This window comes from Sporosarcina luteola, from assembly GCF_023715245.1.
Taxonomy (GTDB): Bacteria; Bacillota; Bacilli; order Bacillales_A; family Planococcaceae; genus Sporosarcina; species Sporosarcina luteola_C.
Genome location: NZ_JAMBNV010000007.1, coordinates 1 through 13,689 on the forward strand (window position 1 = coordinate 1; position 13,689 = coordinate 13,689).

At 46.7% G+C, this 13,689-nt stretch carries 16 protein-coding genes and 1 rRNA gene; 16 read left to right on the forward strand and 1 reads right to left on the reverse strand.

Going from position 1 to position 13,689, the window contains the following annotated elements; genetic code table 11:
- A 5S ribosomal RNA gene (gene rrf / locus M3152_RS17200) occupies positions 1–89 on the forward strand; the annotation flags it as partial.
- A gap of 207 nt (positions 90–296) precedes the next feature.
- Here the strand turns inward: rrf and M3152_RS17205 are convergent.
- On the reverse strand, positions 297–797 hold the full coding sequence (locus M3152_RS17205) for a DUF4871 domain-containing protein (RefSeq protein ID WP_251697028.1): 501 nt from the start codon (positions 795–797) through the stop codon (positions 297–299).
- Between the two features lie 280 nt (positions 798–1,077).
- On the opposite strand from M3152_RS17205, the gene M3152_RS18130 reads away from it, so the two are divergent.
- From M3152_RS18130 to rsmI, 15 genes are all read left to right on the forward strand, one after another.
- Entirely contained in the window at positions 1,078–2,286 is a 1,209-nt protein-coding gene (locus M3152_RS18130) for a sensor histidine kinase (RefSeq protein WP_251697030.1), read from the forward strand.
- On the forward strand, positions 2,283–2,936 hold the full coding sequence (locus tag M3152_RS17215; protein WP_251697032.1) for a response regulator: 654 nt from the start codon (positions 2,283–2,285) through the stop codon (positions 2,934–2,936). Before M3152_RS18130 ends, M3152_RS17215 begins: the two co-directional genes overlap by 4 nt.
- 135 nt (positions 2,937–3,071) lie before the next feature.
- Positions 3,072–4,004 carry an ABC transporter ATP-binding protein gene (locus M3152_RS17220; RefSeq protein ID WP_251697034.1) on the forward strand — a complete coding sequence of 311 codons (933 nt, stop codon included), beginning with the start codon at positions 3,072–3,074 and terminating at the stop codon, positions 4,002–4,004.
- Between the two features lie 11 nt (positions 4,005–4,015).
- Entirely contained in the window at positions 4,016–5,203 is a 1,188-nt protein-coding gene (locus M3152_RS17225; RefSeq protein ID WP_251697036.1) for an ABC transporter permease, read from the forward strand.
- A gap of 12 nt (positions 5,204–5,215) precedes the next feature.
- Positions 5,216–6,364, forward strand: coding sequence for an ABC transporter permease (locus M3152_RS17230; protein WP_251697038.1), 1,149 nt, complete (start codon positions 5,216–5,218; stop codon positions 6,362–6,364).
- Between the two features lie 98 nt (positions 6,365–6,462).
- Positions 6,463–7,887, forward strand: coding sequence for an aminotransferase class I/II-fold pyridoxal phosphate-dependent enzyme (locus M3152_RS17235; protein WP_251697039.1), 1,425 nt, complete (start codon positions 6,463–6,465; stop codon positions 7,885–7,887).
- Between the two features lie 12 nt (positions 7,888–7,899).
- Positions 7,900–8,547, forward strand: a complete 648-nt coding sequence (gene tmk / locus M3152_RS17240) for a dTMP kinase (RefSeq protein ID WP_251697041.1) — start codon at positions 7,900–7,902, stop codon at positions 8,545–8,547.
- Positions 8,548–8,703: 156 nt separating this feature from the next.
- Complete coding sequence (locus M3152_RS17245) at positions 8,704–9,033, forward strand: cyclic-di-AMP receptor (protein WP_060206001.1); 330 nt, start codon at positions 8,704–8,706, stop codon at positions 9,031–9,033.
- A gap of 20 nt (positions 9,034–9,053) precedes the next feature.
- On the forward strand, positions 9,054–9,494 hold the full coding sequence (locus M3152_RS17250) for a YaaR family protein (protein WP_251697043.1): 441 nt from the start codon (positions 9,054–9,056) through the stop codon (positions 9,492–9,494).
- A 41-nt stretch (positions 9,495–9,535) separates the two neighbouring features.
- Positions 9,536–10,531, forward strand: a complete 996-nt coding sequence (gene holB / locus M3152_RS17255; protein ID WP_251697045.1) for a DNA polymerase III subunit delta' — start codon at positions 9,536–9,538, stop codon at positions 10,529–10,531.
- Positions 10,524–11,351 (forward strand): PSP1 domain-containing protein, encoded by an 828-nt coding sequence (locus M3152_RS17260; RefSeq protein ID WP_251629919.1) that lies wholly within the window; start codon positions 10,524–10,526, stop codon positions 11,349–11,351. Before holB ends, M3152_RS17260 begins: the two co-directional genes overlap by 8 nt.
- A gap of 13 nt (positions 11,352–11,364) precedes the next feature.
- Positions 11,365–11,724, forward strand: a complete 360-nt coding sequence (gene yabA / locus M3152_RS17265; protein ID WP_262175356.1) for a DNA replication initiation control protein YabA — start codon at positions 11,365–11,367, stop codon at positions 11,722–11,724.
- Between the two features lie 62 nt (positions 11,725–11,786).
- Complete coding sequence (locus tag M3152_RS17270) at positions 11,787–12,536, forward strand: tRNA1(Val) (adenine(37)-N6)-methyltransferase (RefSeq protein WP_251697047.1); 750 nt, start codon at positions 11,787–11,789, stop codon at positions 12,534–12,536.
- Entirely contained in the window at positions 12,529–12,807 is a 279-nt protein-coding gene (locus M3152_RS17275; RefSeq protein ID WP_410055883.1) for a GIY-YIG nuclease family protein, read from the forward strand. Before M3152_RS17270 ends, M3152_RS17275 begins: the two co-directional genes overlap by 8 nt.
- Entirely contained in the window at positions 12,785–13,663 is an 879-nt protein-coding gene (rsmI, locus tag M3152_RS17280) for a 16S rRNA (cytidine(1402)-2'-O)-methyltransferase (RefSeq protein WP_251697050.1), read from the forward strand. The genes M3152_RS17275 and rsmI overlap by 23 nt, the downstream gene beginning before the upstream one ends.
- The last annotated feature ends 26 nt before the right edge of the window (positions 13,664–13,689 follow it).

Genomic DNA, 13,689 nt, shown 5'->3' on the forward strand with positions numbered 1-13,689 from the left:
CCCGTTCCCATACCGAACACGGAAGTTAAGCTCTTCAGCGCTGATGGTAGTAGGGGGCTTCCCCCTGTGAGAGTAAGACGTCGCCGGGCAAAGGCCATCTCCAATTGGGGATGGTTTTTTTGTGTTTATTAATCCTTGATTTTCAGGATTTGATTAGAATTGTATTATTGTCCCGCGCTCATGAAGTTGAATCCGCGCTCAACAAATGTCGTTCCTCGCTCAAAGCCAACCATCTTGCGCTCAAAGCCAGCCATATCGCGCCCAATGAGTACTGTTCCACGCCCAATGATTACTCATCATTCATTAATTTCATAGATCAACACATCAAATAAATCTCCATTAGCATAAAGCAATATTGCCCACTCCCCTGCCATGGGAATTTGCACATGGGAAGGTGTGTGTGCATCTGCTCCATTATTCTCTCCTGCAAGGCCAGTAGTCCAACCTGACGTTAAGACTTGATGGACAGTGCCTGTTTCTCTGTGTAGGCCAACAACTGTGAGATTGGTTGCCGTTGGATTCTCAATCCCCCAAAGGTGCCACATCCACTTTTGTTTTGTAGTGATGCTCGGCATATTGGCACCAATAACACCTGATTTGTTTTCATTGCCAATAATATTGCCATTGAATGCAACAGCTTTATTCTCCCAATCAATATTCTCGAAATTACTGTTAACCACGAATTCTGGTATATCTTCAGGTAAATCGAACCTGCCTTCAACTGTTTCATTTGCAGAACACCCACTAACTAGAATAACCATACTCAAAAAAATACAAGTAAAAATTTTCAGCTTCAAAAAAATCGCCCCCTTACTAAAAAATAATCTTAGCTCAATCTGATTATACTAATATTCAGACGGATGAGTGAAAAAGATACCTCATTAGTGATAATTTTCTTGGCGCTATTGCTTAAAAAATATGAATAGTACATGATTAAGAGAATAGACATCGAGTGGGTGCATTACTAGAAACATGGAAAAACCATTGTCTTCGTTGTCATGGACACCATGACTGGTTAATTCATTACGATATACGGACCCGTGAATTAGCATAAACAAATAGAGTGGGGGTGTGGTAGTGAAAAGTGTCTCTCTGTTTTTATTCTCTTTAGTGCGCGTAGCCATGTTAGTCATTTTAAGCGGATATTTCCTTCAAATGACGAACGGCATAGTGGATTTTCGAACTGTCTTCATAATCTCTGCCATTCCCCTATTCATTATCAGCCATTTTATTCAAATGGCCGACGTCCGGGAGAAGACGAGGATACTTTGTTCGTCAATCGACTTTATTGTCATCACGGGGTTCGGCTTTTTATTCCCTGAGAGTGGTTATTTGTATTTAATCTTTTTCGGTGTCCTTTCAACAACCGTTTTCTTACTGTATGACCGTAAAAAACTGCTCGGACTTTTTTCAGGGACGTTTGTTACCGTATGGATACTAATCAGTATGCGGTTATATGCACAAACAGGTGTATTTTCGCTATCGAGTAATATTGTGAACGGGATGTTCGTCTTCTATGGTGCTTTCGTCGGTAGCCTTATCCGAAATTTTCATCATGCGAAGGAGACGATTTCTGTTCAATATGGGCAGTTGAATGAATCCCACGATGCTTTGCAGGCGGCGCACAGGCAGCTACGGGAATATGCCGAGCAAGTCGAGCAGTTGACGGCAATTCGGGAACGGAATGAGATAGCGCGCGAAATTCATGATACCGTAGGCCATAAAATGACGGCATTGGTTGTACAGTTGCAAGTGGCAGGCGAAATGGTCGAGAGGGATGCGGGAAAGGCGAAAGAGGTTCTCGTCGTTTGTGAGCAGCTAACCCGGGATGCACTTCATGAAATACGGTTGTCTGTCCGGACATTGAAAGAGGATAATGAAAAAGTTTCCTTTCGTGACGATCTACAGGAGCTTATGTATGAATTTTCATCGATGACATATATGGAAACCCGGCTTATGTTAACAGTCGACGTGGCTAGGATTCCGAAATCGTTGCAGCCGACAATCAAAAGGATTGTGCAAGAAGGCCTGACAAATGCGAAAAAGCATGGTAATGCGGATACATGCATCGTAACGATCCAAATGGGTGAAGAAGCGATCCATATAGAAATAAAGGATGATGGGAAAGGGGAAGAGAATTTTATACCGAATTTCGGTTTGATCAATATGAAAGAACGTGTTGCGGAGCATGAGGGTTCATTTGCAATCGAAAGCTTTGAAGGGGAAGGATTTAGAATTATGATCGCCTTTCCGCTTAAACAGATATCGTCGGGGGTGATGGGATGATAAAAATTATGATTGTCGACGACCAGCCATTGGTGCGGGAAGGGCTTAGCACGTTGCTGGGCTTGCGTCCCGAGATTGAAGTAGTTGGGACGGCGGTGGATGGTAAGGATGCGTTACATAAAGCGGTGGAGCTTCTACCTGATATCATTTTAATGGATATCAGGATGCCCGGCGTGAATGGCGTTGAAGGAACAAGGTTACTAAAAGACAGCCTTCCGGATGTGAAAGTATTGATTCTGACGACGTTCAACGACAGTGAATACATATTCGATGCGCTTGAAGAAGGGGCGAACGGTTACTTATTGAAGGATATGCCGACGGATACGATTGTTCAGGCGATCCTTACCGTCTATCATGGCGGTGTCGTGCTGCCGAAGGAATTTACTTCGCAGGTGCTGACGGAGCTTAGAATGAAGAGTCAAACTAGCCAGGGTGTACTGCCGAAAGGGCTAGAGGAGTTATCCGATCGGGAAGCGGAGGTCCTGACTCACCTTGGAGAAGGATTAAACAATAAAGAAATTGCGGATGCGTTATTCATTACCGAAGGAACGGTAAAGAACCATGTTTCGAACGTCATTCAGAAGCTGGGACTTCGTGATCGGACACAGGCGGCAATTTATGCAGTCCGCTATGGCATAACGACATTCTGACATTACTTTCTGCATACGTATATGAGAAACGGCACATTGGTGTCGTTTTTTTCATGCCTTTAAAATCTATCGCGCGCTCGATGTAAGGGAGAGGCTTCCACAATAAAATTGAAGTAAAGAAGGAGGCTGCGGAGAATGCTAACACTTACGGATGTGAAAAAGAGTTTCGGTGCATATGAGGTCATCAAAGGGATTTCTTTTCAAGTCGAAAAAGGGGAGTCGTTCGGATTGCTCGGTCCGAATGGCGCGGGGAAGTCAACGCTCATTTCAATGATATGCGGACTGATTCCAAACGGCGCAGGGGAAATCCGGGTTAATGGAAAACTTGTCGGCAAGCATCTGAAGGAAACCAAACAGATGATAGGAGTCGTACCGCAAGACATTGCCCTCTATCCGACGATGTCCGCGATGGACAATCTGATGTTTTGGGGAAAGATGTACGGTCTATCCGGCAAAAAAGCGAAGGCCCGTGCGAAGGAAGTCCTTAACATCGTTGGTCTGACGGAACGCGGTAAGGACAGGATCGAAACCTTTTCGGGCGGGATGAAACGGCGGATCAATATCGGGGCCGCGCTTATGCATGAACCGCAACTGCTCATTATGGATGAACCGACAGTCGGTATCGATCCTCAATCGAGGAATCATATTTTGGAGACGGTGAAATCATTGAATGAACAAGGACTGACGGTCATTTACACGAGTCATTATATGGAAGAGGTCGAGTTTCTTTGCAAGCGGATTGCGATCCTTGATGAAGGGAAGCTCATCGTAAGCGGCACGAAGAAGGATTTAAACAATCGTTTGGCGGGTGGAATTGTGTTAAAGCTTACATTCGGTTCCTTGCACCCTTCATTTATCGAGCAGGTAAAGAAGCTGAATGGGGTGGAAAAGGTCATTGTCCAGACAGCCGAGGAGCTCGATGTGCATTTGCAATCGAAAATGGAAATCGTAGCAGACGTGATCTTGCTTGCTAGCCAGTCGGGCGTCGTGATACACAATATGCAGCTCAAGGAAGCGAATTTGGAGACATTATTTTTGCAACTGACAGGACGCTCTTTGCGTGAATAGGAGGGACTGCAATGAAGAGCCTTTTAATAGCTGTTAAAGATGCGAAGATTCACTTGTTAGACCGTAAAGCGATCCTCATGATGATCCTCATGCCGATTATATTGACTGTCATTTTAGGATCCGCCTTGAAAGGGGTGATGGGTGGAGGAAGCATGCCTGAAACCGTTTTAGGCGTCTATTCACCCGAATCGAATGAAATGGCGGAAAGTATTATCCGGGCGCTGGGAGAAGACGGGCTTGCCATTACAGTCGAACGGGCGGAATCGGAGAAACAACTGCTGGATTGGATGGAGGAAAGGGAAGTCCACGTCGGCCTACTTTTACCGGCTGAATGGGATTCTGATACAGAAAGGGCTATCATCTTGCCAACCACCGGGCAGGAAACAGCGGCGACCCTCATCCGGCAGATGATAGAGACGTTTGCTCAAATGTCGCAGGCAATCGCAAACTCCACAACAACAGTCATGGCGGAGGCTGCGGCGTTGTCTAGTGATGGCAGCAAGGTTGACATGGAAGCCATCCAACAACAGCTTACGACTTCGATTGAGAAGGTTATGAATGAACAACGGACGTATGTTAGTGAGCCTTCACTAGAAGAATCGGTGAATTCCATGCAGTACTATGCTGCAGCCATGGCGGCGATGTTCCTTCTATTCAACGCTATGGCAGGTGGAAAGTCATTTCATCAGGAAAAGCGGAGTGAAACACTGTCGCGATTGATGATGACGCCGACGTCTGTTCGTTCAATTCTAACAGGAAAGTTCATCGGTGCATTTCTATTTGCATGGATCCAATTTCTGATTTTCATGGGGGCTACACATTTCTTGCTGAAGGTTGACTGGGGCCCATCCATCCTGCAAGTCCTCTTCATCACCTTCTTCTACATCTTTTCAGTAGCGGGATTGGCGATGGTTGTAGCTGCCTTTACGACAAACGAGAAAATGGCGGATATCGTTGGAACCATGGGTGTCCAAGTAATGGCATTGCTTGGCGGTTCGATGCTGCCCCTCTCTTTATTCCCCGAAGTCATGCGGAAAATTGCCATGGCGACGCCGAATTCATGGGCATTGACGAGCTACACATCAATCATGACAGGAACTTCTTGGTCCGCGTTATGGCTGCCGGCAGGGGTGTTGATCGGCGTAGGGATTGTATCCATTTTCATCAGTTCAATTCGGCTCGGGCGCCGGATTGCTTAGGAGGTATATGGAATGAAGAAAATCTTATCGATTTGTCTGTTTGAAATCAAACGGACGTTCAAGAAGAAATCGTCGATTGTCTTAATGCTTGGGATGCCGCTGCTATTCACGTTTCTGTTCGGCAGTATTTTTGGGAAGAATGCCGATATAACAATTCGCATCGCATTGGTCGATGAGGAACAGACAGCGTTTTCTAAGGACGTCATTCAGAAGTTAATGATGGATGAAATGATTTCCTATGAGCTTGTTAATGCTCTTGAAGCGGAGGAGTTGTTGGCGCGTAATGAGGTGCAAGGCATTGTAACGCTGGAAAAAGGAATTGCTACTAAGCTTCGCAACGAAAAGCCAGCCGCCACCTTTCAACCTTCACTCGGCATGTCGACAGCGCCACTCGTCAAACAACAAGTGAATCAGGCAATGCAAGCCGTAGATATTTACGTTGCGGCGTCGCAGGTTGGAGGCTTCTATTTCAATGAAAGTTGGGAATCCGTCTACGGGCGGATCACGGAAAATGAAGGGCGTATCCAAGCATGGACCGAACAAAAAACAAATGCATCCACTGGGCATCCGATGATGGGCATCTCCTATAGCTCTGCGGGATTCTCCATCATGTTCGTTATGATCATGATGCTTTCAATGTCAGGCACGCTGATTGAAGCGAGGCAGGCTGGAATCTGGTCGAGATTGTTTACGACACCCGTAACCCGTTTCCAAGTGCTGCTTGGCTATTTCCTATCCTTCTTCGTAGTGGGATGGATTCAGTTTTTCCTTCTTATCTTGCTGTCTTCCACGTTGTTTGACGTCAACTGGGGGTCACCAGTAGCATTGCTTCTTCTCGTAACGGTCTTGCTTCTTTGTGTCGTAGGCCTCGGAATTGCCATTGCAAGCCTTGTGAAGACGGTTGAGCAGCAAAACGCCATTGGCACTTTGGTGATCATCTCAACATGCATGCTTGGTGGGGTCTATTGGCCAATCAGCATGGTGCCTGACGTTATGCAGAAAATCGCCAACTTTGTCCCGCAGACATGGGCAATGGAAGGTTTGACGACGCTGATTGCCGACAGTGGCACTGTCGGGGACATCTTCATGCCGCTCATTGTATTGCTCGGTTTCGCCGTCATTTTCCTGTCCGTTGGATTATCGAGAATGAAATATGTATGAGTGCCGGGGCAACCCGGTTTTTTCATTTCCAAGAAGGAGTTTTCACCCTTACTGTCCCGACTTCCTTTATAATAGATACAAAGGAAGTGTGAAGCGTAATGAGTGAACAAACTAAACCGCTTGTTCAAGCACTTAGCAAGTTCAAGGAAAAGCGGCCGATCTCCTTTCATGTGCCGGGTCATAAAAACGGACTGCTGTCCGGCTTGCCGGAAGAAATGCAGTCCGTACTGCCATACGATATGACGGAATTGGAAGGGTTGGATGACTTGCATGAGCCGTCCGGGGTGATCCGTGAAGCGGAGCACCGACTTTCGGCTTTGTATCAATCCGACCGGAGCTTCTTTCTCGTCAATGGATCGACGGTCGGCAATTTAGCAATGATGTACGCAGCGTGCAGACCTGGTGATACGGTCATTGTGCAGCGGAATGCACATAAATCGATCTTTCATGCGATTGAATTGACAGGCGCCAAGCCGGTCTTTGTATCGCCTGCTTGGGATGCCCATTCGAATACGCCGGGTGCAGTCCGCTTTGCAGTAGTGAAAGAGGCGATAGAAGCGTATCCCGATGCCAAGGCGGTCGTCCTGACGTATCCGACTTACTATGGAGTGGCAGGCACCGAGCTTGCGGACATTATTCATTACAGTCATGAGAAGAGCATCCCTGTTTTGGTCGATGAAGCGCATGGAGCCCATTTTGTCGCAGGAGATGCATTTCCGCAATCCGCATTGGAGCTAGGCGCGGACGTCGTTGTGCACTCAGCCCATAAAACATTACCCGCCATGACGATGGCGTCATTTTTACATATCAGGTCGATAATCATCTCTCCTGAAAGGATAGCGCATTATTTGGGCATGCTCCAATCGAGCAGCCCATCCTATTTACTCATGGCGTCGCTAGATGATGCACGGGCATACGCCGAGTCCTATACGAAGGAAGATCAAGTCGATTTCCTGGAAAAGCGTCGAGCCTTCATCGGCAACCTACTCACCATTCCGGCATTGCGGATCGTAGAATCGGACGACCCTTTGAAGTTATTGCTGCGAGTCCAAGGCTATACAGGGTTCGAACTACTTGCAAGGCTTGAAATGGAAGGAGTTTTCGCCGAACTTGCTGATCCGTTTCAGGTGCTATTCGTTCTGCCGTTGCTGAAAAAGAGTAATGAGTATCCATTCAGTGAAAGCGTTCAAAGAATTGCAGCTGCCGTCGCAAGCTTGCCGATGAAGGAAGAGCTGGAGTTAATGGACGAATCGATACCGGCGGATGAAGGGGTATCCACTCTGACCTATCTCCCACAAGAACTTCATGGGAGAGAAACCGTATGGAAGTCAATAGAAGAAGCTGTCGGTTATGTCGCGGCAGCTTCCATCATTCCTTACCCGCCCGGCATTCCGTTGCTCCTTGGAGGAGAAATGGTAACAAAGCGGCATATCACGACGCTTTTACAATACTTGCAAATGAATGCGAAATTTCAAGGCGCCATTCGGGCGAATGATAGACAAATACAAGTGATCATCGATTGACGGAGGCATACTATGTTAAATAAAGGGATATTTATTACCTTTGAAGGTCCCGAAGGTGCAGGTAAAACAACTGTCATTGCAGAAATATATAAGAGACTGGAACGGGAAGGGAAAAAAGCCATCCTTACCCGCGAACCGGGGGGCATCCGCATCTCGGAAAAAATCCGGGAAATCATACATGACAATGAACATCAGGAAATGGATGGCATGACCGAGGCACTGCTTTATGCCGCAGCGCGCAGGCAACACCTCGTCGAAAAAGTCATCCCGGCAATGTTAGAAGGAGAGATCGTCCTTTGCGACCGTTTCATCGACAGCTCGCTTGCCTATCAAGGCTATGCAAGAGGGCTTGGCATGGAGGGCGTCATGACAATCAACTCATTCGCCATTGGAGACACAATGCCAGATCTGACAATCTTCTTCGACATCACACCAGAAGAGGGACTCCAGCGAATTGCAGATAGCGGAGAACGGGAACAAAATCGACTGGACAACGAAACCTTACAGTTCCACGAAAAGGTTTACGAAGGCTACCAACTATTGCTCAAACAGTTCCCAAATCGCATCATCAGCACAGACGCCAGCAAACCATTATCTGAAGTAACTGAAAATGTTTGGAAAATTATAAGTTCTCAACTCATTAATAAACAGGATTCATGATATAATAAACTAAAGCGGAGGATGGCGGTTAGATGCGACAGGCATAAGACAAAGATGTGAAGTGGCGGTCTTTGCCACGCAACAGCTTTGTCTTATGACCCGAGCATCTGCCATCCGGAGTCTAGAAGGAAGAAAAAGCTAAAAGGAGAGGGTACCGTGAAATTGATTGTGGCAGTTGTACAGGACCAAGATAGCAACCGCTTATCGGCGGCTTTAACGAAAAATGATTTTCGCGCTACGAAACTAGCCAGTACTGGAGGGTTTCTGCGGTCAGGAAACACAACCTTCCTCATCGGAACGGACGACAGCCTCGTTCCAAAAGCTTTGGAATTAATTCGTGAAAATTGCCGTTCGCGCGATCAAATGGTCGCTCCCGTATCTCCAATGGGTGGCAACGCTGACTCCTATATTCCCTACCCAGTAGAAGTGGAAGTTGGCGGTGCCACAGTATTCGTCTTACCGATTGAACAATTTCATCATTTCTGATGAAATGAGGTGAAGTAGAAATGAAAGTGAATGGTGAGTTCCGGACCGGGCCCGATAAGTTCAGAAATGATCCGCTGCGTCCGACGCAAGGGAATGCCCGGTTCGGCCAAATGGTTCTGCAACAGGAAGAACGCCTGCACGGAGAACAAATTACAAAACTTCTTGGAGATATATCTTCTGCAGGGGATCGTCTTGCCCGTTCACGGAACTTACGGGATATGGCGAAATTCAAGATGCTCGTCCGACGCTTCCTGAAGGAGTCGGTTGAATCCGGGATGGGCTTGAAACAATCACATACGTGGAATCAATTCGGCGAAGGACGTCGATTGAACATTGTCGAGACAATTGATGAGAAGCTCATTGAATTGGCGGAAGCCTTATTAAATGATGAGCAGACATCTGTCGAATTACTAGGGAAAATCGGGGAAATCAAAGGACTTCTCATTAATATATATAGATGACCCGTGTTTTTACACGTTTTTTGGTGCAAGGAGGTACGTGCATGGAAATTAGCATCAAGCAAAGGCAAAAGGCCGTCATCGACAGACTGGAAGCGACGTTTCGGAATAACCGGATTGGCCACGCCTATCTATTTGATGGAGAGGCGGGCACTGGAAAAGAAGTGGCAGCCATCCATTTCGCGAAGCTTTTGCTTTGCGAGAGGCCTGAAGATGCTGTTCCATGTGAAACATGTCGCAACTGCAGACGGGTTGCTTCGGGAAATCACCCCAATGTGACGAAGATTGAACCGGATGGACAAGACATTAAAAAAGAACAGATGTCGTCGTTGATTATGAAAATGACGCGAAAAGGGTATGAGCCGGGACGTAAACTATATATCATTTCCCGCGCGGACCGGATGAACACTTCGGCAGCCAATACGCTTTTGAAGTTCCTGGAAGAACCTGAAGGGGAAGTGACGGCGATACTTCTGACCGATTCCTATCAGTCAATCCTTCCGACAATTCAATCGAGGTGCCAGCGCGTTAGTTTTCTTCCGCCGCGGCGTGAAGAGATGATTGCAAAATTGACTGAAGCAGGGATTACCGCCTCGATGGCAGCGACGGTTACGATGATGACAGCGGATATCGGGCAAGCGAAACAGCTTGCGGAAAATGATCAATTTGCACACATACGAAAAACAGTGGTAAAATTGATTGAGGCATCAGATCGCAATGTAAATGAAGCGCTTCTATTCATCCAATCAGAATGGTTGCCGGCAATGAAAGAGAAGGAAGACGTAGAACGTGGTCTTGACTTGCTTCTCTATGCATACCGTGATATCGTCTCGATGAAAGCCGGACTGCAATCGGAATTAGCATTTCCCGATCAGCAGCAGATTTTCAGGAGCCTTTCGATGAAGATGACATATAGCCGTCTATCGGCCAATATGGAAGCAATTCTGCAAGCGAAGAAAAAGCTGTATGGCAATATGAACCGTACACTTTTAATGGAGCAGCTGGTGCTCAATTTGCAGGAGGGGTTAACGCTTGTATAAAGTCGTAGGAGTCCGTTTTAAAAAAGCGGGTAAAATATATTATTTCGATCCTCTCGATTATCCGCTTACTGTCGGTGATTATGTCATCGTCGAAACAGCACGGGGTATCGAGTACGGAAAAGTCGCTAGTTCTGTGAGGGAAGTCGATGAAAATGATGTCGTCTTGCCACTTAAGAAAATTATTCGCAAGGCGCTTGTAGAAGACCAGATCCAAGTGGATGAAAACCGTGCGGATGCTGAGCAGGCCTTCGGTAAATGTGTTGAGAAGATACGTGAGCATGAGCTTGAAATGAAGCTTGTAGATGTGGAATATACATTTGACCGTAATAAGATCGTCTTTTATTTCACAGCGGAAGGGCGGGTCGATTTCCGGAATCTCGTAAAAGATCTTGCTGCCATTTTCCGGACGCGCATCGAATTGCGCCAAATCGGCGTCCGTGATGAGGCGAAAATGCTTGGTGGAATCGGACCGTGTGGCAGAATGCTCTGCTGTTCGACCTTCCTGGGCGACTTTGAACCTGTCTCCATCAAGATGGCGAAGGATCAGAACTTGTCACTCAACCCATCCAAAATCTCCGGATTATGCGGACGTCTCATGTGTTGCCTGAAATACGAAAACGATGAATATGAAGAGGCAAAAGCTCTCATGCCTGATATCGGGGAAAGGGTGCAGACGCCTGAAGGGCCGGGGAAAGTGGTCGGCTTGAATTTGCTTGAGCGAATTTTGCAAGTGAATTTGTCGGATCAGGAGCAAGTCTTGGAATATTCATGGGAAGAAATAGAGAGTCGGAAAAACTCAGTAGCTCAATTGACGAAATGATGGGGTGAAATAGTTGAAAGAAGGGAACTTTCTCGACAGAGTGATGGAGTTTGAGCAGCAGCTCGAAGCCATGCATGAGCAATTCCGGGAACTTATTGGATTTGTGGCGAAGATGACGGAAGAGAACCACTCACTTCAACTGGAAAACCATCATCTCCGGACACGGCTTGAAGAATTGACTGAACAAACTCAATTGATGGATAAAAAACGACCGCCTGAGAAGCCCCATAGAGTCGATATCGGCGAAGGGGTGGACAACCTGGCCAGGATATACAATGAAGGATATCACGTCTGCAATGTCCATTACGGAAGCAGTCGTAAAGGGGAAGATTGTTTGTTCTGCCTATCCTTCCTGAGCAAACAGAATGCTTGAGCTGAGCCGATCCTATAACCATGTAGGTATCGGCTTTTTTTTATTTATTGGAGGAGAACCGAATGGAGAATTTATTGAAAGATGATGAACGACTGGACTATCTATTGGCGGAAAACCTGAGGATCATTCAAAGTCCTTCTGTCTTTTCTTTTTCGCTCGATGCTGTCCTGCTTGCGAAGTTTGCATATGTACCGATCCGTTCGGGGAAGATTGTCGATTTATGCGCAGGCAACGGAGCCATTCCGCTCTTTCTTAGTGCCCGGACGAATGCTGATATTATTGCAGTTGAATTGCAGGACAAGCTCTCGGATATGGCACGGAGAAGTGTTGGCTATAATAAGTTGAATGAACAGATCACTATTGTGAATGACGATGTGATTGGCATTGCAGGGAAAATCGGCTATGAAAAATATGACACGGTCACTTGCAATCCACCTTATTTCCCTGCTATTGAAGCGAGTGAGAAAAACTTGAAAGAACATGTTGCCATTGCAAGGCATGAAATCCGTCTGACCCTAGAACAAGCCGTACAGTCCGCCAGTGAGCTGTTGAAGCAGGGCGGGAAAGCAGCATTCGTTCACCGGCCGGGCAGGCTGCTGGATATTGTGACAGCGATGCGGGCGAACAGGCTTGAACCGAAAAGAATCCGGTTCGTGTATCCGAAAGAAGGTAAAGAGGCGAATACGTTGTTAATTGAAGGAATAAAAGATGGGAAGCCTGATTTGAAGATATTGCCGCCTCTTTATGTATATGGTGAAGACGGGGAGTATACCGAAGAAGTGAGGCTTTTATTATATGGACAAGATGAATGAGCATCTGTTCTATGTCCTTGAATGCAATGATGGCTCTTACTATGCAGGCTATACAAATGATTTGGAAAAGCGTATCCGTACTCATAATGAAGGAAAGGGCGCAAAATACACGCGTGCTAAGCTTCCAGTCCGTCTCATTTACCGGGAAAGTTATGAAACGAAGCGTGATGCGATGCGGGCAGAGTATCAATTCAAGCAATTGACACGCTCCGCTAAGGAACGATATATGAGGAAGGGGCAGCATATCGATGAAATCACAGAAGAGCGCTGAAGCAGGTGTAGCAAAGCTGTTTCTCGTCGGGACGCCGATCGGCAATTTGGAGGATATGACATTCCGGGCGATCCGGATCCTGCAGGAAGCGGATATGATAGCGGCGGAAGATACGAGGAACACAATCAGGCTATGCAACCACTTCGAGATAAAAACGCCGCTTATGAGCTACCATGAGCATAATCTTGAAAAAGGTGGAGAGAAAATCCTTTCTTTATTGGCGGAAGGGAAGACGGTCGCCTTAGTGAGTGATGCAGGGATGCCATGCATATCCGATCCGGGGAATGACATTGCTGCAAAAGCGATTGAAGAAGGGTTTGATGTCGTTCCGGTCCCTGGAGCCAACGCAGCCATCAGTGCATTGGTTGCTTCCGGGCTACAGACACAGCCATTCTCTTTTATTGGATTCCTGTCCCGGCAGAAAAAGGAGCGCAATGAGCAATTACAAAAACTGAAGCAAAAGGAAGAGACTCTGCTTCTGTATGAAGCTCCCCATCGCTTGAAGGAAACGGTCAAAGCACTTGCCGAAGCATTCGGCGGTTCACGGCAAGTTGTGTTGGCGAGGGAGTTGACGAAGCGGTATGAAGAGATTCTCCGTGGAACCCTTGAGGAAGCCGTTCACTGGGCGGGGTCTAATGAAATCCGAGGGGAATTTTGTATCGTTATTGCTGGGAATGAAGACGTTGAGGAAGCAGTGGAGAATTGGTGGAAGGATATAAGTATTCACTCGCATGTGGAAATGGTGATGGATAAAGAAGGCGTTTCATCGAAGGAAGCAATTAAATTGGTGGCATTGGAAAGAGGAATGTCAAAAAGGGATGTCTATCAGGAGTACCATGTGAGCGGGAATGTATAATAAAAATCCAGAACGAGTACTTGTTC

Coding starts and splice junctions, on each gene's coding strand:
- M3152_RS17215 (WP_251697032.1), top strand. CDS start 2,283: ATGATAAAAATTATGATTGTCGACGACCAGCCATTGGTGCGGGAAGGG.
- M3152_RS17220 (WP_251697034.1), top strand. CDS start 3,072: ATGCTAACACTTACGGATGTGAAAAAGAGTTTCGGTGCATATGAGGTC.
- M3152_RS17225 (WP_251697036.1), top strand. CDS start 4,016: ATGAAGAGCCTTTTAATAGCTGTTAAAGATGCGAAGATTCACTTGTTA.
- M3152_RS17230 (WP_251697038.1), top strand. CDS start 5,216: ATGAAGAAAATCTTATCGATTTGTCTGTTTGAAATCAAACGGACGTTC.
- M3152_RS17235 (WP_251697039.1), top strand. CDS start 6,463: ATGAGTGAACAAACTAAACCGCTTGTTCAAGCACTTAGCAAGTTCAAG.
- tmk (WP_251697041.1), top strand. CDS start 7,900: ATGTTAAATAAAGGGATATTTATTACCTTTGAAGGTCCCGAAGGTGCA.
- M3152_RS17250 (WP_251697043.1), top strand. CDS start 9,054: ATGAAAGTGAATGGTGAGTTCCGGACCGGGCCCGATAAGTTCAGAAAT.
- holB (WP_251697045.1), top strand. CDS start 9,536: ATGGAAATTAGCATCAAGCAAAGGCAAAAGGCCGTCATCGACAGACTG.
- M3152_RS17270 (WP_251697047.1), top strand. CDS start 11,787: ATGGAGAATTTATTGAAAGATGATGAACGACTGGACTATCTATTGGCG.
- M3152_RS17275 (WP_410055883.1), top strand. CDS start 12,529: ATGAATGAGCATCTGTTCTATGTCCTTGAATGCAATGATGGCTCTTAC.
- rsmI (WP_251697050.1), top strand. CDS start 12,785: ATGAAATCACAGAAGAGCGCTGAAGCAGGTGTAGCAAAGCTGTTTCTC.